At 49.7% G+C, this 25,154-nt stretch carries 21 protein-coding genes and 1 tRNA gene; 14 read left to right on the top strand and 8 right to left on the bottom strand.

All coding sequences use genetic code 11. The features are described from left to right. Positions 1-360: 360 nt before the first annotated feature. The 3 genes from QOL41_RS03295 to QOL41_RS03285 all read right to left on the bottom strand — a co-directional run bounded on the left by QOL41_RS03295 (position 361) and on the right by QOL41_RS03285 (position 2,508). Entirely contained in the window at positions 361-1,380 is a 1,020-nt protein-coding gene (locus QOL41_RS03295) for an FISUMP domain-containing protein (protein ID WP_283428637.1), read from the bottom strand. 119 nt (positions 1,381-1,499) lie between these two features. Beyond that, positions 1,500-1,634: a hypothetical protein gene (locus QOL41_RS03290; RefSeq protein ID WP_283428636.1), complete on the bottom strand. Its 135-nt coding sequence runs from the start codon at positions 1,632-1,634 to the stop codon at positions 1,500-1,502. 85 nt (positions 1,635-1,719) lie between these two features. Further along, complete coding sequence (locus QOL41_RS03285) at positions 1,720-2,508, bottom strand: PD-(D/E)XK nuclease family transposase (RefSeq protein ID WP_283428635.1); 789 nt, start codon at positions 2,506-2,508, stop codon at positions 1,720-1,722. 215 nt (positions 2,509-2,723) lie between these two features. Here QOL41_RS03285 and QOL41_RS03280 point away from each other — a divergent pair, with 215 nt between their 5' ends. Genes QOL41_RS03280 through QOL41_RS03255 form a run of 6 tightly spaced genes read left to right on the top strand, consistent with a single transcriptional unit; the run spans position 2,724 to position 6,846 of the window. Beyond that, the gene (locus QOL41_RS03280; RefSeq protein WP_072798113.1) at positions 2,724-3,305 is read left to right on the top strand and encodes an ATP-dependent Clp protease proteolytic subunit; all 582 of its coding nucleotides are present in this window, start codon (positions 2,724-2,726) and stop codon (positions 3,303-3,305) included. Between the two features lie 21 nt (positions 3,306-3,326). Then, positions 3,327-4,250 carry a signal recognition particle-docking protein FtsY gene (gene ftsY / locus QOL41_RS03275; RefSeq protein WP_283428634.1) on the top strand — a complete coding sequence of 308 codons (924 nt, stop codon included), beginning with the start codon at positions 3,327-3,329 and terminating at the stop codon, positions 4,248-4,250. 11 nt (positions 4,251-4,261) lie between these two features. Continuing rightward, on the top strand, positions 4,262-4,693 hold the full coding sequence (locus QOL41_RS03270; RefSeq protein WP_173653823.1) for a hypothetical protein: 432 nt from the start codon (positions 4,262-4,264) through the stop codon (positions 4,691-4,693). Further along, positions 4,690-5,187: a thioredoxin family protein gene (locus QOL41_RS03265; protein WP_283428633.1), complete on the top strand. Its 498-nt coding sequence runs from the start codon at positions 4,690-4,692 to the stop codon at positions 5,185-5,187. The genes QOL41_RS03270 and QOL41_RS03265 overlap by 4 nt, the downstream gene beginning before the upstream one ends. Next, entirely contained in the window at positions 5,184-6,335 is a 1,152-nt protein-coding gene (locus QOL41_RS03260) for a glycosyltransferase family 2 protein (RefSeq protein ID WP_283428632.1), read from the top strand. Before QOL41_RS03265 ends, QOL41_RS03260 begins: the two co-directional genes overlap by 4 nt. Before the next feature lie 49 nt (positions 6,336-6,384). Then, entirely contained in the window at positions 6,385-6,846 is a 462-nt protein-coding gene (locus QOL41_RS03255) for a hypothetical protein (RefSeq protein ID WP_283428818.1), read from the top strand. A 1-nt stretch (position 6,847) separates the two neighbouring features. Here QOL41_RS03255 and QOL41_RS03250 read toward each other — a convergent pair whose 3' ends face one another. Together QOL41_RS03250 and QOL41_RS03245 are read right to left on the bottom strand one after the other, a co-directional pair. Beyond that, positions 6,848-8,053 carry a hypothetical protein gene (locus QOL41_RS03250; protein WP_283428631.1) on the bottom strand — a complete coding sequence of 402 codons (1,206 nt, stop codon included), beginning with the start codon at positions 8,051-8,053 and terminating at the stop codon, positions 6,848-6,850. 46 nt (positions 8,054-8,099) lie between these two features. Beyond that, on the bottom strand, positions 8,100-11,360 hold the full coding sequence (locus QOL41_RS03245; protein ID WP_283428630.1) for a transglycosylase domain-containing protein: 3,261 nt from the start codon (positions 11,358-11,360) through the stop codon (positions 8,100-8,102). Between the two features lie 137 nt (positions 11,361-11,497). On the opposite strand from QOL41_RS03245, the gene QOL41_RS03240 reads away from it, so the two are divergent. From QOL41_RS03240 to QOL41_RS03225, 4 genes are all read left to right on the top strand, one after another. Beyond that, positions 11,498-11,586, top strand: a tRNA-Ser gene (locus QOL41_RS03240). A gap of 117 nt (positions 11,587-11,703) precedes the next feature. Then, entirely contained in the window at positions 11,704-12,048 is a 345-nt protein-coding gene (locus QOL41_RS03235) for a hypothetical protein (RefSeq protein ID WP_173653817.1), read from the top strand. Positions 12,049-12,128: 80 nt separating this feature from the next. Next, positions 12,129-13,145 (top strand): glycosyltransferase family protein, encoded by a 1,017-nt coding sequence (locus tag QOL41_RS03230; RefSeq protein ID WP_283428629.1) that lies wholly within the window; start codon positions 12,129-12,131, stop codon positions 13,143-13,145. Between the two features lies 1 nt (position 13,146). Next, positions 13,147-14,310 (top strand): glycosyltransferase, encoded by a 1,164-nt coding sequence (locus tag QOL41_RS03225; RefSeq protein ID WP_283428628.1) that lies wholly within the window; start codon positions 13,147-13,149, stop codon positions 14,308-14,310. Here the strand turns inward: QOL41_RS03225 and QOL41_RS03220 are convergent. Both QOL41_RS03220 and QOL41_RS03215 read right to left on the bottom strand, forming a co-directional pair. After that, positions 14,307-16,886 (bottom strand): efflux RND transporter permease subunit, encoded by a 2,580-nt coding sequence (locus QOL41_RS03220; RefSeq protein WP_283428627.1) that lies wholly within the window; start codon positions 16,884-16,886, stop codon positions 14,307-14,309. The genes QOL41_RS03225 and QOL41_RS03220 overlap by 4 nt on opposite strands. 11 nt (positions 16,887-16,897) lie before the next feature. Further along, on the bottom strand, positions 16,898-18,757 hold the full coding sequence (locus QOL41_RS03215; RefSeq protein WP_283428626.1) for an LTA synthase family protein: 1,860 nt from the start codon (positions 18,755-18,757) through the stop codon (positions 16,898-16,900). 247 nt (positions 18,758-19,004) lie between these two features. Here QOL41_RS03215 and QOL41_RS03210 point away from each other — a divergent pair, with 247 nt between their 5' ends. From QOL41_RS03210 to QOL41_RS03195, 4 genes are all read left to right on the top strand, one after another. Beyond that, positions 19,005-20,453, top strand: a complete 1,449-nt coding sequence (locus QOL41_RS03210) for an oligosaccharide flippase family protein (protein ID WP_283428625.1) — start codon at positions 19,005-19,007, stop codon at positions 20,451-20,453. Further along, positions 20,450-21,259, top strand: coding sequence for a LicD family protein (locus QOL41_RS03205; RefSeq protein WP_173653811.1), 810 nt, complete (start codon positions 20,450-20,452; stop codon positions 21,257-21,259). The genes QOL41_RS03210 and QOL41_RS03205 overlap by 4 nt, the downstream gene beginning before the upstream one ends. A gap of 61 nt (positions 21,260-21,320) precedes the next feature. Continuing rightward, positions 21,321-22,355, top strand: coding sequence for a pyridoxal phosphate-dependent aminotransferase (locus QOL41_RS03200; RefSeq protein ID WP_173653810.1), 1,035 nt, complete (start codon positions 21,321-21,323; stop codon positions 22,353-22,355). Next, positions 22,352-23,080 (top strand): phosphocholine cytidylyltransferase family protein, encoded by a 729-nt coding sequence (locus QOL41_RS03195; RefSeq protein ID WP_283428624.1) that lies wholly within the window; start codon positions 22,352-22,354, stop codon positions 23,078-23,080. Before QOL41_RS03200 ends, QOL41_RS03195 begins: the two co-directional genes overlap by 4 nt. Here the strand turns inward: QOL41_RS03195 and QOL41_RS03190 are convergent. Continuing rightward, positions 23,072-25,141, bottom strand: a complete 2,070-nt coding sequence (locus QOL41_RS03190; protein ID WP_283428623.1) for an LTA synthase family protein — start codon at positions 25,139-25,141, stop codon at positions 23,072-23,074. The two genes, QOL41_RS03195 and QOL41_RS03190, sit on opposite strands and share 9 nt — an antisense overlap. Between the last annotated feature and the right edge of the window lie 13 nt (positions 25,142-25,154).

Raw genomic sequence — 25,154 nt, 5'->3', positions numbered from 1 at the left:
GTCTTCCAGCACCCCCTCTGCGGGCGCTCGCCGCCCCGCAACGCCCCGGCTACAAACGGCTCCAGAAGTAAACGAAACTTGGCAACTCGTTGCCTTAGTTGAGTTATGCTCTATGAGTATAAGCTCGCTTCGCGGACAAATTACGGCCTGCGGCCTTTACTGTCCGCTCACCGACTTACTTTCCTCCGCCTTTGGGCATGACGCTCCCGCTGTCATGCCGGGCACTGCCCGGCACCTCCTTTGACGCAAGCTAAAAAGGCCACACGGATTGGAAATGCCTAACGGCATTTTTTACAATATAATTGTCACACTGATTCGAAATCACTAACGTGATTTCTGTTTAGACATCGATAATGGTGGTTACTCAACCATTACGCAGCGGACAGATGTTCCTGAAATTTTTGTTTGATAACCAAGTGAAATGGTTGTTTGAGAACGACTCATACCATTACACGAAGCTCGAAGTGGGTTTGAAGACTGTTCAACAGGATAATACCAAAAAGTTGCTTCAGCAAAATCATCAAACCCCCCTTCAGTTGTCCTAATCCCAGTACCAACAAGGCTATAGCCAGTATCATCGCTGCCGCCAAAGCAACCAGCACGGGTTCCCTTTACTCCATCTTCATTGTTATCAGCATGCACCACAATGTAGTAGTCATTATAAGTCAACAGACGCCAGCCACTGGGGCATATTCCCTGGTGGTTTGGCTTGATTAAATCGGCACAGCTTTCGGTGTTGCAACGGCTCGGCAACTGCATCATTTCTGCCCACTGGTATAGGCCACCGTACTTGTTGCAGTTAGCAGTATCGTTTTTGTAACAGTAGCGTTCTATTTTAGAATCATCTTCTTGATCCTCAAAGCCCCAAACGAATTCGCCGACATTCAGGTTTTCGGCCATCACCTTGATTGTGGCAGCCTTACCTGCCGTGTCTTTGCCGGTAATTTGTATGTAATAGTATTCACGGTTGTCGCGCGGGTCAACAAATGCTTTATACGCGCCAGCACGCCAAAGCGATCCATTAAACTCCTTGTCGAACGAACTGCTACTCGACGGTTCCACCACGCTGCTGCTCAAAGCCACAATACTTGAAGAAGACCGCTTAACTTCTTCGCTGCTGCTCGACTTCGGCGTAACGCTTGAAGAAGACTTCACAGCGCTGCTGCTAGAATCTTCTTTTTTGACAGAAGAACTGCTCTTGTCTCCGCTGACGGAGCTAGATGAATTTTTCACTGTCGCCGAGGAACTAGATTCGTTTGTCTTTTCAATTGACGAAGACGATTCCTCGCTTGGGTCCGAAGCAGGCGCAGAACTACTAGATTCATCGCCACAAGCGACAAACAAAGCGGCAATAGTCAACAACACAAAAAACTTTTTCACAGAAAACCTCCTAGAACCTCAAAAGACCCGTTTTCACCAAATTTAAATTATTCTTCTTTCTCAAATTTAAAAAGCCGACCCAAAGGATCGACTTGGACGTTTCGGACTTGCCAAAAACGCTATTTTAGAGCTAACATTGCTGAAATCACGCTGTCAGGCACGTTCTGCGAACGTAAGTAATCCGCACGCTTAGTTGTCAACGCATCGTTCTTTTCGCGTTCCTGCTGAGCACCTTTTTCTATACCTTTTTCCATACCACTCGCAAGCCCCCCCCTCCGCCCACCTAGCCCTGTCGAATACAAAAAGCCCGGTTGTTGTGCCGGGCTACCAAAATTGGTTTTAAGGTTTTAATTCAAGTACTTTCTTTTCAGAAAGACCCGAATACTTGACAATCTTTTCGATAGGTTCGCCGTCAGCAAGCATTGCCGTTGCCATTTCGAGTTTGGCTTCAGCTTTGCCTTTTTCCTTGCTTTCATAAAGGTCATATTCGAAAGTCATATACCTGTTCCTTATGAGAGTGTCGGCTTTGTAATAAGACACTTGGTCGTTGATGGTTTTAGTTTCACGGGAGTCCACATTCCTCGTCGCAAAATACTTCATGTACGCATTGACGACTGGGTCTTTGAAATCCTTGTACCTTGTAAATATATAATAATTCTTGTAAGTGAGATCGTTCAATGTGACGTTGAAATCTTCGCGCGCCCTGTTTTCGAAATGATACGCAGGAAAGTCCCGCCCAAAAATATCCATAGGGCAAAGAAAGATGATATACTGTTCTTTGAGATTGGTGTAAAAGCTTCCCTTCGAAAGGGCTACGCCGTCCCCCACGCTTTGATAGTATCTGGCGCGCTGCGGAAGCTCCTTAGTATCAACCATTTGCATCTCCAAATCAAAGGAACGGATTGTTTCACCATTTTCGTTAGTTTCACGCGCGAACACATCGTAGCGGACGCCCTTGTGTTCCGCATCGTAGCTCAAGACCGCCTCAGGAACCGGAGTTTCCAAGTGGTCGATTTCAATGCCCAGCAAGTGTTCTATGAAGGGCTTTGCGATGTGCTTGTTGCTGAAAACGAGCCCGAACATAATCGGGTCTGTTATGTCAAGGTCATCAAAAGACTTGATATTCATTTTTTTCCTTTCGTGTTAAATTGTGGAGCACTCCCTCTTTTATTAACACGCCAAAATGAGCCAAAGTGTCTACTTTTGACCCTTGTTTTTGCAGAAAAAATTTTTTGCGCCGGAATCACAAGCAAATCCTTTAAAATCCTTGCTTTACAAATGGGTATGAAAAGACGATAATATATTGAATTTTCTAAATTGTACCTGAACAAAAAGGATTTATTATGGCTGATTGCAACGAAAAGAAAGAGAATGCCCCTTCCGAGATCATGAAGAAGGCTGAAGAATTCCTTGCCTCCAAGCGCAAAATTTTCTTGTGGGGCGGTGTCGATGACGAAAGCGCCGAACGTATTGTGAAGGAACTCTTGTACCTGGATTCTCTGAACCACGAAGACATCTATTTCTTCATCAACAGCCCGGGTGGCGTGATTTCTAGCGGCCTTGCCATTTACGACTGCATGAACGCTATCCAGAGCGATGTGGTCACGGTTTGCTGCGGCCAGGCAGCCTCCATGGGCGCCGTGCTTTTGACTTCGGGTGCGAAGGGCAAGCGTTACGCTTGGCCGAATGCTCGCATCATGATTCACCAGCCGCTCATTCACGGTGAAATCGTTGCCCCTGCAAGCGATATCCAGATTCAGGCCGAAGAAATGCTCCGTATCCGTAACATTACGGGCAAGATTCTTGCTGAAACCTCTGGCCACACCATGGAAGAAATCGACCGCGACACGGAACGCGACAACTTTATGAGCGCCGAAGAAGCCAAGGCCTACGGCCTGGTCGACAAGGTCGAAAGCATCGTTTAACGATTTTACGGAAATTTTCGAATGGGACTTTTTTCTGCCATTAAGAGTGGCCTTGCCAAGACCCGCGACGCCTTGATGGGCGAACTCAAGGGTATTGTCGGTGCAGGCAAAATTACAGACGACACTCTTGAGGAACTCGAAGAACACCTGATCAAGGCCGACGTGGGCGTCGAAGCGGCATTCCTGTTGACTGATGCCTTGCGCGAACAAGCTTTGGGCAAGTCGCTCACGACCGAACAGGTGCTGGGCATTATGCGCAGCGAAGCGGAACGCCTGCTCAAGGATCCGCCGCCGTTTGAACTCAAGGGCAAACCCCACGTGGTGCTTGTGATTGGCGTGAACGGCGCCGGTAAAACGACTACAATCGGTAAGCTTGCCGCCCGCCTTAAAGACGAAGGCAAGAAGGTGATGATTGCGGCTTGCGATACGTTCCGTGCTGCAGCCATCGACCAGCTTGAAACCTGGGCTGAGCGTTCGGGCGCCGAATTCGTGAAACATCAGGAAGGTTCTGACCCTGCGGCTGTGGCGTTCGATGCCTGCAATGCGGCCGTGGCCCGCGGCTGCGACGTGGTTCTGATCGATACTGCCGGCCGTCTGCACAACAAAGACTACTTGATGGAAGAACTCAAGAAGATTGTCCGCGTAATCAAGAAGGTAAGCCCCGACATGCCGCACGACATGTGGCTTGTAATCGACGGCAACACCGGACAGAATACCATCAACCAGACGAAGATTTTCAACCAGAGTTTCCCGCTCACCGGCCTTGTGGTGACCAAGCTCGACGGTACGGCCCGTGGCGGCGCAGTGCTTTCGATTGCAAGCTCGCTGCAGATTCCTATCCGCTGGATTGGTATGGGTGAACGAATCGACCAGCTGGTGCCTTTCAGCAAGGCTGAATACGTGGAAGGCCTTTTCGAAAACGCTCTGGAAGAAAACGACCAGTAAGATAGGTGTCTATGGCTTTAGTCGAAAACAAGACGATGGGGGCGCGTGCGGTTTTTGCCGTTGCGCTTCTTTTGTTTTCTGTTTTCGGCATGGGCGGCTGTAGCGGCGAAGTCTCGGTCGACCAGAAGTTCGTTGACTTGTTTGTCGAATTGCGCGTGGCTGAAATCACCTATGGCAAGGATTCCCCAGTGGGTCGCTTGGTGCGCCAAGATGCCTTGAAGGCCGCAGGTTACACGCGCGAACAGTTCCTTGCGAAAACTGACGAAATCTTGAATGATGAACGCCAGTGGGTGCCGTTCCAGAAAGCGGTAACCGCTCGCATCGATTCTCTGCTGGCGCCTCCGCCGGGACCGAATGCGACGGCAGAAAATACGCCGGCGAAAGGAAACGGCCCGAAAAAAATGATGCCTCAAATGCCTGCGCATAAGGGAGGTGTACATTGATTTTACGCTTGTTGGTGCTTGTGGTGCTTTGCGCATCGGTTACTTTTGCCGCCCCCCTGAACGATGCGGTGCCTGCCAAGAAGGCTGCTAAAAAATCCTTGGTGCATTGGATGGATTATAACGAAGCGCTTGAAAAGGCGAAGACGGGACCGAAGCTGATTTTTGTGGATTTGTATGCGGACTGGTGCATTCCTTGCCGCGTGATGGAAGCAAACGTGTACAGCGACCCCACGGTGGCTTCGCTTTTGAATACGCGCTTTTATGCCGTTAAACTCAATGCCGAATCGCAGGATTCCATTATGTGCGACGGCCAAAAGAAAACGGTGCAACGTTGCTATTTTGATGTATGGAAACTGAATGCGCTTCCGGCTTTCGTGCTTGTTGCCCCGAAGGGCATGAGTATTTTGACGGTGACTGATTCTATGTCGCCGCAAGAGTTGCAATACATGCTGTACCAGTTCCTTGAAAAAGAGAAGGAGTGGATGTCTCGATGAACGAACAATTCCTTTTTTATGTACAAGTGGTTTTCTGGGCGATGCTCTTTTTGTTGGTGCATGGCTATTTGCTGTTCCCGATGACGCTCCCGTTCGTGAGTGAAATTTTCAAGCGTCGCAAGGCTCCGGAACAGGGCAATGTCGAACTCCCGACGGTATCGATTCTGATTTCTGCCTACAACGAAGAGGCGGTGATTGAACGCAAGATTCAGAACATTCTGGAAATCGATTACCCCAAGGACAAACTGGAAGTTTTGATTGGCGATGATGGCTCTGCAGACAAAACTGCCGAAATTGTCGCTCGCTACGAATCGCAGGGGATCACGCTGGTCAAGGCTCCCAAGAATGCGGGCAAGGCCGCTATGCTGAATCGCTTGAACAAGATTGCGAAAAATGACATTTTGCTCTTTTGCGATGCGAACACGATGTTTTTCCCGAATGTGGTGCGCAAGCTCGTGATTCCGTTCCAAGACAAGAAAATCGGTTGCGCCTGCGGTCACTTGATTCTGTCGGACAAGAGCGGCTCTACGCTGGGTCGCGGCGAAAGTTCTTACTGGGATTTGGAATCTGAAATCAAGAAGTTCGAAGGCGTGCTCGATATGCTGATTGGTGGCAACGGCGCCCTCTATGCAATCCGCCGCAACTTGTATACGGAACTGCCGATCAAGAAGAGCGTCATGGATGACTTCTTTGTGACAACCAAGGTGCTTGAAAAAGGTTATTACTGCACGTTCGTGACAAGCGCTATCGGTACTGAACAGACGTCTAAGGAATCGAGCGGTGAATTCCGCCGTAAGGTGCGTATCGGCCGCGCGAACTTTAACTTCTTGTTCTCTTATTTGCCGCTGTTGAATCCGCTGCACCCGCTGCTTGCCTACTTGTTCTTCTCGCACAAGATTCTGCGCTGGTTCTCTCCGCACATTTTGATTTTGCTGTATATCGCTAACGCGCTCTTGCTTACAAGCGGACTCTTCTACCAGATTTTCTTTGGCGCGATGTCGCTTGCCTTGCTGGTTGCGGCTTTCAAGATTGTGCCGAGCGGTTACTACTTCCTCTCGATGAACTACGCCATGCTTAAAGGTTTCTTTATGGCGTTCAAACCCGAAAAGAGCGGCGGTTGGGCTCGCGAAGCCCGCAGCGACGAGTAAATTTTATAATTTGATTTTACGTGAGTAAAATCCAATCCGTGTGGCATTCATGAAGAACTTGACGTTTAAATCCCTGCTGTTGGCTTTAGCGTTTGCCGTTATGCCGGCAAGTGCATTTACCATGGATGTGCAGGGTGGCATCGTCAATCATGTGAGCGAAATGGGCAAGTTCAACTTGAACATATTCGGTCACTTTTGGTATCCGATTGATCAAATGCTCTTTTTCGGTATTGGCACGGGTTATCAAGAAATCGATAACGTGAGCTTGATTCCGGTATCGGGTAGCGTGTGGGTTCGCCTGCCTATCGGAAGCACTGTTTTGCCTGTGGCTACAGGTGACTGGGGCTATTTATGCGGCTCGAATCACCAAATGTTCTGGCGTGCCGGAGGTGGCCTTGATATCAAGAATGGTGATTTCTCATCCATCATGGTAATGGGTGGCTACCAGTTCCTTGACCACGACGGCAAAGGCTACGCCTACGTGCAGGCGGGAATTCTGGTAGAGCTGTAGCTTATTTCCCTAATTCCTGCTCTAGGAACTGCTTGTTTTCAATGACTTTCTGCTTTTGCGGATTGTCCGGATATTCCGTCAGGCATTTGTCAAGCGGTGCGATTGCGTCTTGCAACAACTTTTTCTTCTTGGCGGCATCCTTTTGCTTTTGTGCCTTGGCAAAAGTTTGACTTGTTGTCTTGCGCTGTTTGGTGCAGAAAGCATCTGCAAGCTTTGTGTAGAGCTCGTTGGCTTCTTTGCGGAGCTTGCTTGCCCTCAGCTTCATCAAAAGTTCCTTGGCTTCGTTGAACTTTTCCTTTTGCAAGAGCGTGTCTGCCTTGGCGAGAGCCTGTGCCGGGTCGTGCGATTCCCAATACTTGGTGGCTGCTGCATCATTTGCCTGCGCCAGTTCGCGAATGTGGTCGATGAGCGCCTGAATGTGCAGGTCGTTTTCGAAGTCGCGGTAGCGCATCTGGAATGTAAGAGCCTGCTTTTCGGCTTCAGCGAATTGCGCTTGGTTGTCCGCTAAATCCTTGATGGTGGCGTATTCCTTCTTTGCTTTTGTGAGCGTGTTCTTGTAGGCAACGCTCTTTTGTGCCTTGGCCCATTGTGTCAGGGAATCGCCCGGGGCTAGCGCAATCAAACTGTCTGCGGTTTGTGCCACAAGACCGTAGTCGGAATTGGCGCGGTTCATGTTCTGAATCTGGAATACCATCGGCTCGAATGCTTTTGCCTTTTCGGCGCGAGTCTTTCCGAATTCATTTAGCATGGAATCGGCCTTGGATTCCCACTGTTCCCACAAGGGCTTGATGACGCGGAAACGTTCCAGGTAGGCGCTTGCGGAATCGGTATAGCCTGCCTGGTACAAGGTGTTGGCGTAATCAAAAATGCTTTGGACAATAGCAGGAATTGCTGTGTACGGGTCGGAAATTGCGGCGCTTGTTTGGCCATTGCTCGAAGAACTGCTGTAATCGGGGACAGTCGGAATATTTTCCGGGGTAGCCAATCGGTGGTCATCGAGTGCCTGCGAATTGAAATATACACCCGATTGTTCGCTAGATTCCGGTTGAAGCGACGAATCGCTCGACGGAATGCTGGACGGTTCTTGTTCAGAAGGTTCTGCAGCAGAAACGTTGGTCGGTTCTGTTTCGGGAGAGGGTGCATTGCCGACGCACGCCGTCAGCGCAAAAGCACTTGCTGATAACAAACTAAGGATTTTGATTCGCATTTTTTCTTCTTTCGCTAAGTTCTGTTAACGGCCAAATTCTTACAAATTAGTCTGCTTCAATAGGCACAAAGGCGTTCTTGCTGTCAAAGCCTTCAGGCAAATCCCAGTCGTCGTCCTTGGGCATAGCGGCAGCCTTCGGCTGTGCCGGCTGCGTGGGCTGTGGTTGAACTGTCGGCGTAGTAGCGCCTTCCGCGGTTGCTCCTTCGGCAGGTGCGCTCGGGGTAGCTTCGGCTACATTTGTAGAATCGGTTGATGCTGCGGGAGCTGCTGTCGGCATGGGCAAACTGATCATGATGCCGTGAGCAGCGGCGGTTTCTGCGGCCGCGGCGTGAACCTGCGGCGGCGTGAATCCCGGAACTTCGATCCACGGGAGCGGGCGACCTTGTTCGGCGCTACCGCCTGCGATAATGCTACCGGTCATCGGGTCAACGGTCAGCTGGCCGCGTTCGTTCGGGAGTACCAGCGGAACTTCGCCGGCGGCAAGCATCGAAATGTCGAGGAAGTCAATCTTTTCGGGCAGACCCAAAATGTTGATTTCTTTCTTGGCAAAGTCAGCCCATTGCGGCAAACCACCGCTGGCGCCTGCAATACGCGTGCGTCCAGATTTCAGCGGCTTGTTATCGTCAAAGCCCACATAGCTACCGATAGCAATCACGGAGTCGGTGGCAATGCCATTCTTTTCATTCACGTAAGTCGGGAGTGCGCCAAGGAAGGCCACGTTGCGGTAATCATTCGTAGTACCGGTCTTACCGAGGGCGGGGTAGCGCAGCGTAATGGCTTTATCCGGCGAGGTCACCGTAATGTGTGTGTACTGGCTACGAGCGGTACCGTTCGTGAACACGGAATGCAACATCACTGCAATCTGCGAGGTAATCGAATCACCGAGCACTACCTTGCTTTCGCTCTTGTTTCTAAAGATCACCTTGCCGTCGCGGTTCTTGATTTCCTTAATGAAGCACGGATCGGTCCAGTCACCATCCAAGCACTTGAATACCTTACCGGTTAAGAGCGTCTGGTAAGCAGTCGAAATTTCAGCCAGCGTAATGTCGTTCACGCCGAGCGGCATACTGAACACTTTCTGCAACTTCTGGTGAATACCGATTTCTTTGGCGAAGCGTGCGTATTCGGCAAAGGCGAGCGAACGTCTGTAATCGGGCCAGTAACGCAGGTGTTCTGCATCCAAGTAATCCACTTCGCTATCCACAGGTTCGATCATGGTCGAAAGGCGCTTCATGTCGGCGAGCGTAAAGTGGTTGAGCAACACTACGGAATCCAGCGGCGGGAGCTCAATCGTCGGGTCAAGTTCTTGTGCCTGGCGTTCGCGCAAGATTTCAGAATAGCGCTTGTAGTTGTGCTTGATAAAGCTAAGAGTCTTGGCGTCTTTCTTGGACTGCTTTACGGCGACATCGTTGAAGGTTCCGTAGCGCAGGTTCAGCACATCGCGGGCCTTGTCGTCTTTGCCTTCGAGCCTGTAGCGTTCGGCAAGAGCGTCGCGGGCTTTGGTGAATTCGATTTCGCGCTTGGTGTCTTCTTTCAGAATCAGGCCGTACTTGTCGCGCAAGCGTTCAAAGAACTTCTTGGTGTCTTCGTCTTCGTGGCGGGCCATGTCATTCACGGCGGCGATGTCGTAGAATTCTTCAAGCGAAAGTTTATCGAGCAAGTGTTCCAAGAGCCAAATGCTGGCGATGTTTTCAGAACGCGTGGCAGACCAAGCGATGCTTACGACATCACCCTTGTTCTTGTGGTCCGGGCGCGGGAAGTAGAACTGGTTCGTGAACTGGAAAACGTTGAAGTCGTTTTCCAGCATGTCCAGATAATTCCAGTGGTACTTGAGGGCGAGCGCGTAAAGAATCGGCTTCCAACTAGAACCCAGCTGACGCACGGCCTTAAAGCTACGGTCGAATCCGGTATTGTGGAAACCGCCCTGGCTTGCGACGACGTTACCATTCTGAATGGCGAAAAGAGCGCCCTGCAACACGGGTTCGGTTTCAATCTGGCAAGGAGCGAATCCGTCGACAATCTTGTCATCCATCACGCTCACCAAAAGAATGGCGCCCTTCTTGAGCTGCGGTGCCAAAATCTTGTTCACATCGCCGCCGGCCTTTTTCGCAAAGTCCTTCACGGCTGCTTCCGAAACCAAACCCTTGAGCTGTCCGAAGTTGAGCGTTAATGCCTTGAGACCGCCCTGGTCATCGACCATGATGCTGTCGACAGTGCCGTACAGGTAGTCGCCCTTACGTGCCGTCTGTGCGCGGTTTGCAAACTGGGCCTTCGGGAGCACAAAGCCACCGAGCTGCATCTGGAGTCCGCTGATGTTTGCCTGCAAAGCAGTCTTTGCTGCGTCCTGGCTGCGGGCATCTACTGTGGTAGTAATCGAAAGCTGAGCCTTGCGCCAGTCTTCGATGCCTTCGGCTTCAAATTTTTTCTGGAAGAATTCGCCGTCCAGCTTTTCTTCAATGCGGTCGAGCATGGTGCTCACGCTAAAGCGGAAGTTGCCGTGGTTGAATTCCAGCGGCTTAGCGAGTGCTTCGTTCATTTCTTCTTCAGAAATGTAATTCTCTTCGACCATGCGGCCGAGTACGTATTCCAAGCGTTCCTTGCCGCGGGCCAAGGCTTTTTCGCGGCGTTCGGCGTTGCGCTGGATAAACGGGTCGTAGTTGAACGGGCCCTTCACCGAACCTGCAATAAAGGCGCATTCGGCAAGTGTCAGGTCCTTGAGTTCCTTGTTAAAGAAGTACTGGGCGGCAATAGCTACGCCCTTTCCGGTACCCGAAACGTGGAACTGGTTCAGGTAGAATTCCAGGATGTCTTCTTTGCTAAAGTGCTTTTCCATGCGGAGCGCATTAATGAGCTCCTTGCCCTTTTCCTTGATGCTTCGTTCTTCACGGCCAAAAATGTTCTTGACGGTCTGCTGGGTCAGCGTAGAACCGCCTTGGCGCATGTGCCCGCTCTTGATGTTTGAAATCATGGCGCGGGTAAAGCCGTAAATGCTGAATCCGGAGTGCGTCCAGTAGCCGGCGTCTTCGGCGGCGATCAAGGCGTTCACGATATTGGCCGGAATATCACCGTAAGGTACGTACACGCGGTGGTTTGCGTCAAAGAAGGCGCCCAAAAGTTCTTCGCCATCATTATAATAGACTCGAGTTTCGCCTGAAAGCACCTGCAGGATGGTGGAACGGTTGAACTGGTTGTCCGGATCCTGGGTCGGGAGTATCTTGAATACTACGATGTAGGCGGGAATGCAGCAAATGAGGCCGACTAAAGCGAAAGCGGCCACGATTTTGAACAATTTGGAGAAGTGACGCATATATAAAATTTAGAAAATTTGGTTTTTCGCTCCATGTAATGTAAAAAAAAGTGCCATTATGGGGCTAAATTTGCCATTTTTGGGTCGATACCCTTGAAATTTTACTGAATTTTATCTAAAATTTGTGTCCCCAAGATGGGAAGATGGCCGAGCTGGCCGAAGGCGCGTCCCTGCTAAGGACGTATAGGACTTAATCCTATCGCGAGTTCGAATCTCGCTCTTCCCGCTGCAAAGACCCTCTGGAGCAATCCAGAGGGTCTTTTGCGTGAAAAAGTTCCTTTTTTTACTTGATTTTTCTATTTTCAGAATGGATATTATAGGAAAAGTTTTCCAAGGAGCAAATATGAAAGCATCAAGTTTTATTGTGGGTCTTGCTGTAGGTGCCGCGGCCGCCATTGCCGCTTCCAAGAAAATTAAGGCCCTTTGCGACGATGAAGATGATTCTTGCGATTGCGACAGCTCCGCCCTTAAGGATGCCGAAAACGCTGCAGAAACGCTTCGCAGTTCTATCGATAGCCTCAAGAGTGAACTGAGCTCCCGCATCGAGTCCGAACAGACTTATGCCGCCCAGTGCGAAGACCTCAAGGACCAGGTCGCCAAGAAAGATGCCGAAATCGGCAACCTGAAAAACCTCTGCGACAAGCAGGCTGGCGAAATCAGCAAGCTCGAAGCCGCTAAGGCAGGCTAATTAACCGCAAGATTTTGCAATTTATCCGATTTCCGATGAGGGACTCGGAGTTTTTCGTTTAATAAAGGTATATTTGACCCATGACAAAGTACCTTTTTGTTCTGACTAGTTCCCCGAAGGATTTTTTCTGTGAACAGACGCTGGTGGCGATTGCGTCTCTCCGCGTCCATAACCCGGGCGCTTTCGTAACGCTCCTGACCGACGACAAGACGGCGGCGACTCTGACCGGCCCACGTGCGGTCCTTAAAGATGCGGTCGATGAACTCAAGGTGCTCACCCTCGACGAAAAGTTCACGCCCATGCTCCGCTCCCGTTACCTCAAGACGGTCATGCGCAATGTCGTCGACGGCGATTTTCTGTACATGGATTCCGACATTGCTATTGTAGGCGATCTCTCGATTCCCGAAGAATGGAAGGGCGGCATTTATGCGGTGCTCGATTTCCACACCAATCTTTCGAAGGCCATCAACCGCAAGAAGGTTTTGAACAACGCGAAAATGATGGGCTTCTCGCCGATTCTGAACGACGAAATCTTTAACGGGGGCGTGATGTTTGCTGCAGACACTCCCGAAGCCCACAAGTTCTTTGAAACTTGGCACGAACTCTGGCTCTATTGCGTGTCCAAGAATTTCCCGTACGACATGGCAAGCCTCGCCGAAACGAACTTCAAGTTTGGCTATGTGACGCAGAAAATGCCCGGTGGCTGGAACTGCCAGCTGGCTTACGGCAACAGGTTCCTCCCGACGGCGAAGGTGCTGCACTTCTTTGGCTCGCGAATCATCGATACCCGTGGTCACAAGGTGCCCGCCAGCATGGACTTGTTCTTGCCGAAAATTTTGCGCAAGGACTTCTACACCAACCTGAAAAATATTCCGGTGAAGGTCGACGCTGACAAGAGCATTTCCATCAACGAATATTATGACGACGTGATTGCCCACGCCAAGGAAGAATTTGAATTCCAGACTCGCAAGGTGGGTGCCGGTGGCGCCTACATTATCCGCAGCTACGCCTTCGCCAAGTCGCTCGCCTGGATCTACAAGCACATGCCGATTCTAGTACTTCCCTTGAGAGTTTTCGGAAAAATCTTGGGGAGGTAGCATGAATCTGCTTTTCAATCTGGTCGCAGTACAGCCGATTCATAGTGCCAAGTTCCACGGCGGTGGTTCCTACGGCGAAGTGATTTTCTGGGCGCTGGTCAAGCGCGGTGTGCAATTCAGCTGCGCCTACGACGGCAAAAAGTACTTGGATCCTATGATTCTCGATGCCTGCAAAACGCAGAACATTCCGCTGTTCGATATCAACGAAAAATTGCCGCAGCAGATTATCGACGAAAACCAGATTGATACCTTTTATACCCCGCTTTACTCGCTCGAAAAAAAGTGGGACATTAACGTCAAGGATTTCGTGTTCACTTGGCATGGTGTGCGCGCTCTCGAAATGCAGTACAGCTGGGCCGGTGTCGGTTTCGCCAAAAAACTCGGACAGAAGTTCGAAGCGTTGGTCCGTTACCGCGAAAGCTGGAAAAAGCATTACTACAAACCCAAGTACCAGGATTTGGCCAAGCGCATGGCCGAAGGCAAGGCCCGCACTATTACGGTGAGCGAACATAGCCGTGCTTCCATCAAGTCGTTCTTCCCGGAACTTCTGGATTTGGAAATTCCGGTTTTCTACAGCCCTATGACGGCATACGAACCCGAAGGATTCTTGCCGCCGGGAGTCGCTGCGAAAAAGTATTTCTTACTCACGAGCGGCGCCCGCTGGGAAAAGAATAACCTGCGTGCTGCGATGGCTTTCGATGAACTAGTCGGTATGTATCAGTCGCAGGGCAAGCCGTTTGATTTTAAGATGGTGATTACCGGGGCCGCAAACCCCAAAGCTTACTTGCGCCATCTCAAGCATAAAGACCGTTTTGTATTACTCAGCTATGTCGAAAACAAGGAACTGGAATTCCTGCATAAGAATGCCTACGCCTTTGTATTCCCGAGCTTGAACGAAGGCTTTGGCTATCCGCCGGTGCAGTCCATGCGCTACGGCGTGCCTGTGGCCGCAAGCGGTACGACTTCGATTCCTGAAGTCTGCGGTGACGCGGTGCTGTACTTTGACCCGTATTCTGTAAGCGAAATCAAGAACCGCCTAGTGCAATTGCTTGATTCTAAAATTTATGACGAGTATGCGGCCCGTGCGCCCAAGCGCTATGTCGAAGTGCATACCCGTCAGATCGCCGATCTCGAAGAAACGGTGAATTTTATTCTGAAGGTTTAACCTTTATTCTTTTTAAGCCAGCTTCCGCACAAGTACATGCTGAAGATGATACTTGTGATAAGGAACATAGCTATACCGAGGCATGCAAGGTCGCCAATGCCCTTGAGACCACGGTGAGTGGTGAACAAGAACCCGACAAAGCCTGCGATGGTGGTAGTGGAACTGGCCATCACGTTACGGCCGGTAGTGTCCATTAACTGACGGAGCGTCAAGTTCTTGTCGGACATCCAAGAGGTAATCATGTGGATTGTGGCGTCAATGCCAATACCGAGTGTCATGGGTATCACAATCACATTGTAAATGCTAATCTTTCCGAATTCAAAGAAGTCTGTCAAGAACCCGAGAAGTCCAAGCGTCAAGACAATACCCATACCAAACGAGACACAGCCCGCCAAGAATAGTTTGGGCTTGCGGAAGGAAATGATGAGGGTGCCGAAAATGACGAGGATAATGACGAGCGCAAGTCTAAAGCTATCCTTCTTGACCAAGTCAATAACGTCGGAAAGAATGAATTGCGAAGAGAAGGTGCGAAGGTCTTCGCCGTCAAAGTTCCAGTGGCTGTAACGCTCCTGGAAACGGTGTAGAGCCTTGGCGTCCCAGCTCGGGAAATCGCCGTAAATAAAGCCAATCTTTCCATAGCTACCGTCTTTTTCACGAAGCAGGTCCAAAGCCCAACCAGGAATGTCTTCGGCAGTAAATGTTTTTTCGATGCTGGCGAGCTTGCGCAGATTTGCAACGTTTGCAGAATCATCGCCTTCGGCTCGGTCAAACACGCGTGCGTCTACAAGGTCGCGGATTTCTTCGATGACTTCGAGTCGCTTTTCTTGTGAATCCTGAGGCGGAACGAAAGTCTTGAGGGTGAGGAAACTGCGAAGGGTAGAATCGTGTTCTACATGCAGGCGCACCATCAATGTGTCGTAAAGAAGGTCGAGCTGCTTCGAGGAGCTACCCATGACTGCGGCAGGTGTAGAAGAAGAACGGTTGTTGATTCTTGTAACGCCTGTGCGGATACCTTTCTTTACTTGAGTTTTTTCTGTTGAAACGCGGCGCAAGTTACGCAGGTTATGTTCAAAGTCTACGTCTTGAGCGAACCAGAGCGAAACGATTCCGAGGGCGAAACCCGCAAAGGCTGCATACTTGAAGAAACGCAGGATTTTCGCTTCGTCCCAAGACTTTGGCAGCAGCGAGTTATCGGGAGCCTTCGGGATACCGCCCATGCACTTGATGAATACCGGAAGTACAAGGACCGAGGTGAGCATGCTGAACAGCACGCCCATCGAGGCTACCACGCCAAATTCATAGAAGCCGCGGAAGTGGGCCGCCAAAAGTGTAAGGAAAGCTGCAATCGTGGTAAAGCTTGCAAGCACAAATGGCTTGAGCATTTTGCGTTGAGCAGCTTCCAGGACTTCTTCGAGGGTGGCGTACGTGCGCATTAACTTTTGCGACGTTCCCAAAATATGGATAGCGTAGTCAATGCCGATACCCAAGATAATGGAGGCAACAAATACGGTAAAGGGATTCAGCTTGCCATAGAACAGGGCTGTAAATGCAAGAGTCGGAAGGCAAGCGTAAAGCACCGAGGCGGTCACCAAGATTGGGCCCTTCACACTTCTGAAGAAGAAGATGGTGAGGATGATAATCAGAACAAGGCTAATAGCAAAAGAGAAGATGGAATCGTTTGCGACTTCGTCGACTTCTTTAAGTCCTTCGTAAGTGCCTTCTACAGAAAAGCGGGTAGGAACCGGATAAGTCTTGTTGCTGAAGTAGGCGAGCAGGGTGTCTGTACGGGCAAGAATGTGAGTTACAAATTCGTAGTCGGTCGAGGGCTTGATAAGCTTGGCGTTTACAACGCCGTTGAACAAGATTTTTCCGGTGCTGTCGGGAGGCGGACAACCGATAAAGCGGTTTCTCAGGGCAACGGGTACGGGCTTTTTCTTGTGCCATTCTTTGCCATCAATAGAGGCATTCTCGTTTTTCTTCTTGAAGAAGGAATCGAATGCGCCTGCGGCTTCATCGGGGAGACCAAGTTCCTGAGGAATGTCGGCGCTGAACCAAACGCGTTCTTTTTTCTCAGTCGATGCGGAGTCTGCAGACGATGCTTCTAGAAGGTCAACGACCAGGGGACCATTTTTGCGGCCGATTTCGAGTTGCAGGTCTTCCAGGTTGTCGCGGATTCTTTCAAGGTGCTTTATGGGCAAATAAAGCAGGGCGTTATCCATGAAGAATTGGTTTTCGTTGTCGACCTGGGTCGAAACGAAATCACCTTGCCAGTTCTTGTGGATGTATTCGCGTATGGAATCCTGCAAGGCGGCGACCAGATAAACGTCGTCACTTTGGATGGCGATCATGAACTGGTCAGTAGAACCGAATCGCTGGTAAGACTCTTCAAGGGCCTTAACGCTGGGGGTGCCTTCGGGCAGCAAGTGCGATAGGTCGGCATCCAGTTTGAGACCAGGCTTAAAGAGAATGGGGATGGCGCATAAGAGTGCCAAGATTAGGTAAAATGCAAGAGCCTTGTATTGGTGCTTGCAGATAAGAGGAATGTACCAACTCGAAAATTTGTTGATTAGGTTCATAATTTCTCTCGTTATTGCTTGTTCGGCGGCATAATCCTGTTCTTATAAACAATGTATTCCCATGCTTTTGCCGCTGTTCGCATTTTTCTTGTAATTGTTTCCAAAGAGTCTTGCGCAATTGTGACAGGTTCTCCTGTGACAAAGCTGTTCACGGTATTGTCGGTGTACCAGGTCGGGTTTAGGTAGACCGTTTGAGCAATCGCGTTTCCGGTTCCGTCAACAGGTAAAACGTAATAGGCTGTAGAGTCTTGCCTCATGGCCATTGTTCCGTAACGGAATGAATAAATCGGTTGAATACTTGTATCGTGAAGCGGGTTGTTAATTAGGTCGACTCCCATAAAATGGTTCGATACGTCTAACCCTAAATATCCAATGACAGAACTAGCAATGTTTTGTTGCGATGTTACGTTGGGAATAGTCGAAGGAGTAATGCCTGGCCCCTTGAACATAAGCGAAATCCAGGTGAAGCCTTCGCTTGCCATTCCGATTCGTTCTGCATCTTGCTGTTGGCGCCCGTTCGGTGCGGAGTGGTCTCCGGTCAGTATGATAAGCGTGTTTTCAAAGCGAGGGTCGTTTGCCAAGGAATCTAGAATAATGCCTACTGCGCTATCCATGTAAACGGCGGCTCTAAGGTAGGCGTCATCAATATTCGGCGGAGTTTCACCCATTTTCTTGGGCAGGGTGAACGGGGTGTGCATCGACAAACTCATCCAATGGAAGAACGTGGGCTTGTCTTTGGGGCGTTCCTTGTAACGTTCGACAAAGCGTATTGCCGAAGAAACATCGTCTGCGTATTCCTGCTTGAATTCATGGTAGTCAAACCACTTGCTGTACCAAGATTCTTCGTTATCGAATCGAGGGTCTGCGCCAAGAATGACTTCTGAATAATATCCGGCTTCTGAAAGTATTTCAGAAAAACTTCTAAGGTTTGTGTTCGGGAAATCGCGCAACAGAGTCTTTGTCGGGAGGCTGATTACGCCGGTCATGATTCCCAAAAGGCCTTCTACAGAGGGGTTGCCTACGCTGTAAGTGTTCGGGAAATACAGGCTGTTCTGGGAAAGTTTGCAAATGTTGGGGAAACGTTCGCAGTTGGCAGGGATTCGCATGTCGAATGTCCATCCGCGAAGCGATTCGATTGTCATCAAAAGAATATCGGGCTTTTCTTCGAGAGACTTGTTCTTGAATTCTTCGATAGATTTTTGTTCGTTGGTCGATTCTTTCCAGAACGGATATTCCTTATCCGGGTTTCCGCCTAAAAGGGCAATTCCTTCGCGAAGGTTCTCGGGCTCTTTTTCAAAGCCGACATCTTCGAATAAATTTTCTGCCAGATTGTATACGACTGGTCGAATGCGGTCCCAGCGGCGTTGCGAATAGTTGTACCACAAGTGTGAAGTGCAACCTAATGCGGCAAGAACAAAAATGATGCCTGTAGAAATGTAGAGCTTTCTTTCGATTGTTTTGGAACCAATCTTAATCGGGGTTGCTTTTTTAGCGAGAACAATAAGCCCCGTTATGGAAAGTATGACTATACCCAGGGTCAGCAAGAAGTGTCCAAGACCGCCTAGGGCGATTTTTGAAACGAGCGTCGAATCGGTCCAAGCATACGTATAGGTTTTGATAAACGATAAGGAGAGTTTCTGACTCATCCAACGCTGCAATTCGTCATCGACTCCACTGAGTACGAGGTAAATAGCCGCGAAAACAATGGCGGTTATTTTGATTGCTTTCAGGTTCTTTTTATGGAATGCAAGAGTCAGTCCTGAAAACAGGAGTGCAAGTGCCGAAGAAAAACCGATTTCTGCGTACAGCGTATGCCATATAAAGCGGTTGTAATCGGGCACGAGCGATGAACCCGTGGGGGTGTCCATCATGTAAAGTATACACAATAGCGCAAAACGTCCGACAATGAGAATTGCAGCAAAAACCAACCAATAAAAGGGAAATGTGTGTTTAATCGGCTGTTTTTTTACATCTTTGCTCATGGTAGTGAAGATAGCATTTTTTTACGGGTAACTTGTGTAATTCATCCTTGTAAATCGCCTAATCATCGACTACTTACTGTTCCTAGCCCAAATGTGCTTTGGGGGCGGGGTGTATTTTTCTATATTGCGAGCGATTATGGGAAATCTGGAAACAGACAGTAAGTTCTTAAAAAAGGCGATGATCGTAAACGTGGTGGGGACAATCCTCAAGGTTTGCGGACCGCTTTTGACTTTTGTGATGGCGCGTATTTTTGGCGCCGCCGAATTTGGAATCTTTGTCTCGGCGCAGACGCTCCTTTTGACGATTGCGCATTCGGCAACACTCGGCCTCGATAAGGGTCTGTATTGGTATCTGCCACAAAATGGCTTGCAGGGTCGTCCCCGTTACGACGGTATTATGGAATCCTTCTGGATTTCGGCGGCTATTGCAATTCTTTGCACCGCGGTGATTTTTGTGGGCTCGTTTACGCCCTACATTTCCAAGGAACTTCCGTGGTATGCGTTGTCGCTCCTGTTCTATGTGGGTACGTACGTTTTCAGTACCGCATCTGAAGGAAATCGTCGCCCGCAAAATGCGGTGTTCGTGAATTCTTTCTTGACAGTGACGCTTGCTCCGGCCACTTCGATTGCGCTCCACTTTATGGGCATTCCGCATGCGCTTCCGCTTGGTCTCTTGGTGGGCCAGGTGGTGGGCTTCTGTGTGCATTTTGTTCTGTTACGTCGTCAGTTCCCCGAAATGCCTTTGCGCCCGCACAAGACCGTTTCTTGGGTGCTGTTGCGCTACTCGCTCCCGCTGGGTGTCGATGAATTTGTGTCCTCTTTCTTGATCCGTTCGAGCCTCTGGATGGTCATGCTGTTCCTTGGACCTGAAAAAGCGGGTGCTTATGGTATCATGGTCACGATTTCGAATGCACTGCAGACTATTCGCGTGGGCTTTACGCCGATTCTTACGCCGGTGGTGGCGGGCATGGACAAAGGTCGCCTTAAGACGGACCTCAAGCCGGTTTACAGCTACTGCGTTTTCATGGTCACCTTTATCCAGCTTATGATTGGTTTCTTTATCGTGCTGTTCCCAGATTTGATTTTGGGCATTGCAGGTAAGGATTTCATTGTGCAGCCGGAAACGCTTGGTATTTTGCTTTTGGTGCACTTGGTGGCTGGCTTTGGTGGCATGTCCTTGGTGGTCTTGAACGGAATGGGCAAGAGCCTTTATTCGCTCATTATGGACATCATCTCGCTTGGTGTGGCGCTTGCGTCGGGCTACCTGCTGATTCCGACCTTCGGCTTGGTGGGTGCAGCACTTTCCATGCTTTGCTACAATGTGGTCGCCATCATTTGCAATAACATTTACCTCTTGAAAATGGGCCTGCAACCGTATTCCTTGCGCCTCTTGTCGCAGGTGGGTTGGATTATCGCCTTGGTCGCTTTCTATATCGCCATCAATACACAGGTGATTGTCTTGTCTATGCCCCAAAAGGCGGGCGTTTACGTTTTGATTCTCTTGGCCTTGGGCGCTTATGGCCTTGTGGTCAAGAAAAAGATGGACAAGGACCGTAATGCTATTACATCGGGGAGCTCGAAATGAAAAAGATTGAACAGCAAGAATGTCGCGAAATCCAGATGAGCATTCTGGACGAAATTGAACGCATTTGCAAAGAAAACAACTTGAAGTATAGCCTTGCTTACGGCACGCTTTTGGGGGCGGTGCGCCACAAGGGTTACATTCCTTGGGACGATGACATCGACATTTGCCTTTTGCGCGAAGACTATGAAAAGCTGATTGCCATTCTCAAGGACAAGAATGCGCCTGCTCATAAGGAATGGCTCACGTTGGTCGATGACACTTGCGATGGTTACTTTTATCCGTTTGCCAAAGCCTACGATAACCGCACTACGGTCAAGATGGAACGCCATAAGGGTGAAATGGGTATCTGGGTCGATATCTTCCCGCTTGATGGCCTTCCGAAATCCCGTTTCTGGGAAAAGGCGTTCGTGCTGTATTGTAGCTTTTTGCGCGTGATTACGCTTGCTATTACAACGGACTTTAAGTCGAAGGGTTACGATGCCTGGACGCTTTTGTATAAGCGGTTCTTCTACGCCGTTGCCTGCGTTGTGGGCAAAAAGCGTTTCTGCCGTTATGTGGAACGCGTGATTCGCCGCTATCCGACAAACCATTCGGGCCGAGTGGCAACGCTCTTCTTCGATACCAAAACAGACCGTATCCTCGATTTGGAAAAAATTGCGGAAACGGTCGATTATCCGTTCGAAAACCGCAAATTTAGCGGTTACAAGAACTATGATTACTACCTGTCGGAATTCTACCGCGACTATATGCAGCTTCCGCCCGAAGAAAAACGCTACAATCACGGTCTTGACGTGTGGTGGAAATAAGGAAAAACTTATATTTTGAAAGAAATTTGAAATCGGGGCCCGGCCCCGTAAAAGGTAAAATATGAACTACTTGGACAGAAACGAATTCAACTTCAAACCTTCGCAGAAGGTGCTTGACGCGGTCAAGAATTTTGACCCCGAACAGCTCTGCTTTTACACCCGTATTTATGACGAAGGCAAAAAGAGCATTTTCTCGGTAAAGCTCTCTGAAATTTACAACGTGCCTGAAGAACAGGTGCTGCTCGGTTATGGTGGCGAAGACATTCTCAAGAACGCTGTCCATTATTACCTGATGGTGGGCGAAAACAAGACCATCATGATTCCGGAATTTTCTTGGTGGTACTATAACCGTATTGCCGGTGAATGTGGCGGTTCTTTTGAAATGTATCCGCTCCACGAAAAAGAAGATACTTTCGCCTACGATGTTGACGAAGTCATCGCGCTCACGAACAAGATTCACCCGCGTATGTTGCTTCTCGCTTCTCCGAACAATCCGACCGGTAACTGCCTGACGCCCGAAGAAATCGGCCGCATCATGGAAAATATCCCGAACGATACGATGGTGCTGATTGACGAAGCTTACGCATCGTTCATCACGACGGATACCGCTTACATTGCTCCGCTCGTGAGCAAGTATTCGAACCTGATTATTTCTCGCACGCTTTCCAAGTTCTTCGGCCTCCCGGGCCTGCGCATGGGCTTCGGTTTTATGGGTAAGGGTCATGAATCGTTCCTGAGCTATGCCAACAAGTACCTCGGCTACAACCGCTTTAGCGAAGCTGTGGCAATGGCCGCTATCGAAAGCGAAGATCATTATCGCAAGGTCGCCGACGATATGGAATGGGACCGCCAGCTGTTCAAGAAAGAACTTGGCAATCTCCCGGGCTTCAAGGTTTACAAGAGTGTCGCAAACTTCATTCTGATCAAGTACCCGACCCGCATCAAGGAAGCCTTGCAGAAGGCCATGGCCGAACAGGATTACAAGATCAAGTTCATGAGCGACAAGGGCCTCGAAGATTGCTTGCGCATTACCTTAGGCCGTAAAGAACAGATTCAGGTGGTGGTGGACACCATCAAGCGTTGTGCTGCCGTATGATTGCCGTAATTCTTGCTGCAGGAATGGCGAAGCGTTTGCGCCCGCTGACCGATAACACGCCTAAGTGCCTTTTGGATGTGAAGGGTCGCTCGCTTTTGGAACGCTCCATGGACGCATTGAAGGGCGCTGGCATTCAGGAATTCGTGATTGTAACGGGTTACCTGAATCACATGATTGAAAACTTCGTGAAGGATCATTATGGTGATTCCATTCGCGTCACTTTCATTCATAATGCTCTTTACGATTCTACGAATAATATTTATTCGCTTTGGCTTGCAGGCAAGGCGGTTGCGGGCAAGAAATTTCTGTTGCTCGACAGCGACCTGCTTTATGACCCGCAAATCGTGAAGAACGTGCTCGCGTCCAAGGCGGCGAACGTGCTTACGCTCATTCGTCATGAACTCGGCGAAGAAGAAATGAAGGTTGTCTTGGGCGCCGACGGGAATATTTCTGAAATTAGCAAGACCTGCTCCCCGAAGGCCGCTGTAGGCGAAAGCCTCGGCATCGAAAAAATTGGTGCAGCTTACTCCAGCGCTCTTTATGCAGAACTTGAAAAGATGATGAACGTGGAACATTTGGAAAATACGTTCTACGAACTCGCCTTTGAACGCATGATCCCGCAGGGTCATACGTATTCTGTTCTGGATGCGTCGGACTATTTCTCTTGCGAACTCGATACGGTCGAGGATTTCGAAAACGCGAAGTCTACGATTCCGCTAGAGTAACCCGTGCTCTAGGCTGTAGTCTGAAATCTTGAGCAATGTATCGAGGGTCGCTGACAAGTGGCCCTCTTCTTTTTGTAGTTTGCCGGTCAGTTCGGTTTCCTGGCGCAGGTCGCTATCGGCAAAGATATGCGTTTCATCTTGGGCGGGGTACTTCGCAATAAAGCGGTAGCCGTCAAGGCCAATGGCGGCATAGCCCGAGTATGCGCCGAGCGAAAGGCCTGCAATTTCCTTTGCTTCGGTGCTAATCGTGGAATCGACTGCGGCAGAATCATTGGCAACAGAGTCTGCCTTCATTACATTTCCGCGCAGCAAGTTATGTCCCATGAATATGTTCGGAACTGCAAAACCGGCGAGTTCAAGTACAGTGGGGGCGACATCAATTTGTGCTGCGGTCATCGTGTCGCGAATGGCTTCTAAGCCCTTTCCGTGAATAAAGAACGGAATCCAACTGATGTTTGAAAATCCGCCACCGTTCATCGTCGAAACACCGTTTTCACCCAGAGGGAATCCGTGGTCTGCCATAATAATCACGTAGGTGTTCTTATACCATTCCTCGTTTTCAACAGCGTGAATGAATCGTGCAATTTGCCTGTCGGCGTAATTCATGGTCACGTTGATGCGTTCTTGCAACGGGCGGTTCTTTTCTTCGTCGGTCATGCCAGCGGCAAAGTTGAACGGATAGTGGTTCGAACGCGTCATGAGTGTGGCAAAGAAGGGCTTGCCTTCTTTAGAAAGCGTATCGCGCACATATTCAATGGCGTGATCTACGAAGGTGGAATCATCTTCGCGTTCGCGGTTGTAATGCTGTGCGGTGTACCACTTGGACATCCAAACGCCCAGATTATCCCAGGCAGGGTCGGCGGCCGACATGTAATGCGTGCTGTAGCCGTTTTCTGTCAGAACCTGCACAAAGCTTGGGATGGTAACGTGGGCTAAGTCAGTTGCTTGAGCCAAGCGAGAATGGTGAGGAATGCCGATGTGCGTCGAAAGCACTCCGCCGGTGGTAGGAACGCCGCTTGTATGCATACGTACCCATGCGTGGGAATGGGCTGCGAGCGAATCCATGAACGGGGTGGGTGAAGGCTGAATTTGCGGGTTCATGTAGCCCGTATTGCGACCACGCTGCGATTCCATAAGCACCAAAATAAAGTTGGGCTGCATTTCACGCTGGGCCTTGAGTTTTTCACTGTTCAAGAGACTTGCGTTCGGTACGCGGTAGAGCGGGAGCCCGTTGCCTTCTTTGGCGTCGGAGAATTGCCAGTCGGAATCGCCTTCGATTTTTTGCCACAAGTTCTGGTAAGCGGTGCGGTAAGTATTCAGATCTGCTTCGGAAAGGCTGACGGTTTTTTTCGCAATGAACAGATCGTTATAAATTAGTGCAACAACCGGACGGAGCTTCGTCATGCGTGCGTTGCCAGTCCAGATAAAGTAAACGAACAAGTAAGAGGCGATGTAGAATACAAGCATTGCGATGACGGATTTTTTCACGTAGAATCCGTCGTTCGGGCGGTACCACTTGCAGAACAGTCGGTAAACACCGTAAGTCAGCGGGAGCATGAGGGCCAACACCACAAACTGCAGGTACGGTACAGAAAGGTCGTTTGCCACGTAGTCGTAGAACACGATGATAGAGGACGTGTCCTTGTAGGTGTCGACAAGCCCGAAGGTCAGGTGACCGCCCAGGAATCGTTGGGTCTCGTTATCTAAAAGCGTCAAAAGCAAAATCGCGGTGTGGAATACGGCGTAGAGTACGGTGACGATTTTCACGACAATCGCTTTGACTGTTGCCTTGCTAGCGGTGATTCGGTAAACGATTCCGCCTAAAATCAGGAATACCACGAGGGCGTTCACAATCCACAGAAAATCAATGCAAACGGCATGGAAAATGAACCAGTCCGGTTTAGAGACAAACGGGAATCCGTAAGGGTTGCTGCGGAACAGGAGCAGTACGCGAAGCAAAATATGCGTGACCCAAGCCGCAAGCGAAATAAGAACTAGTTTCTGGAAGGGGGCTAAACTTGCCGCCGCATTCTTCAAAAAGCCGAGAATAGAAGGTTTCATGTGCTTAAAATAG

The sequence above is a fragment of the Fibrobacter sp. UWB10 genome, assembly GCF_900182935.1.
Taxonomy (GTDB): domain Bacteria; phylum Fibrobacterota; class Fibrobacteria; order Fibrobacterales; family Fibrobacteraceae; genus Fibrobacter; species Fibrobacter succinogenes_O.
This window is presented reverse-complemented; position numbering and strand designations above follow the sequence as displayed.

Coding starts and splice junctions, on each gene's coding strand:
- ftsY (WP_283428634.1), top strand. CDS start 3,327: ATGGGACTTTTTTCTGCCATTAAGAGTGGCCTTGCCAAGACCCGCGAC.
- QOL41_RS03235 (WP_173653817.1), top strand. CDS start 11,704: ATGAAAGCATCAAGTTTTATTGTGGGTCTTGCTGTAGGTGCCGCGGCC.
- QOL41_RS03285 (WP_283428635.1), bottom strand. CDS start 2,508: ATGAATATCAAGTCTTTTGATGACCTTGACATAACAGACCCGATTATG.
- QOL41_RS03210 (WP_283428625.1), top strand. CDS start 19,005: ATGGGAAATCTGGAAACAGACAGTAAGTTCTTAAAAAAGGCGATGATC.
- QOL41_RS03270 (WP_173653823.1), top strand. CDS start 4,262: ATGGCTTTAGTCGAAAACAAGACGATGGGGGCGCGTGCGGTTTTTGCC.
- QOL41_RS03195 (WP_283428624.1), top strand. CDS start 22,352: ATGATTGCCGTAATTCTTGCTGCAGGAATGGCGAAGCGTTTGCGCCCG.
- QOL41_RS03230 (WP_283428629.1), top strand. CDS start 12,129: ATGACAAAGTACCTTTTTGTTCTGACTAGTTCCCCGAAGGATTTTTTC.
- QOL41_RS03250 (WP_283428631.1), bottom strand. CDS start 8,053: ATGCGAATCAAAATCCTTAGTTTGTTATCAGCAAGTGCTTTTGCGCTG.
- QOL41_RS03225 (WP_283428628.1), top strand. CDS start 13,147: ATGAATCTGCTTTTCAATCTGGTCGCAGTACAGCCGATTCATAGTGCC.
- QOL41_RS03255 (WP_283428818.1), top strand. CDS start 6,385: ATGAAGAACTTGACGTTTAAATCCCTGCTGTTGGCTTTAGCGTTTGCC.
- QOL41_RS03260 (WP_283428632.1), top strand. CDS start 5,184: ATGAACGAACAATTCCTTTTTTATGTACAAGTGGTTTTCTGGGCGATG.
- QOL41_RS03215 (WP_283428626.1), bottom strand. CDS start 18,757: ATGATGGACACCCCCACGGGTTCATCGCTCGTGCCCGATTACAACCGC.
- QOL41_RS03245 (WP_283428630.1), bottom strand. CDS start 11,360: ATGCGTCACTTCTCCAAATTGTTCAAAATCGTGGCCGCTTTCGCTTTA.
- QOL41_RS03205 (WP_173653811.1), top strand. CDS start 20,450: ATGAAAAAGATTGAACAGCAAGAATGTCGCGAAATCCAGATGAGCATT.
- QOL41_RS03190 (WP_283428623.1), bottom strand. CDS start 25,141: ATGAAACCTTCTATTCTCGGCTTTTTGAAGAATGCGGCGGCAAGTTTA.
- QOL41_RS03220 (WP_283428627.1), bottom strand. CDS start 16,886: ATGAACCTAATCAACAAATTTTCGAGTTGGTACATTCCTCTTATCTGC.
- QOL41_RS03200 (WP_173653810.1), top strand. CDS start 21,321: ATGAACTACTTGGACAGAAACGAATTCAACTTCAAACCTTCGCAGAAG.
- QOL41_RS03280 (WP_072798113.1), top strand. CDS start 2,724: ATGGCTGATTGCAACGAAAAGAAAGAGAATGCCCCTTCCGAGATCATG.
- QOL41_RS03290 (WP_283428636.1), bottom strand. CDS start 1,634: ATGGAAAAAGGTATAGAAAAAGGTGCTCAGCAGGAACGCGAAAAGAAC.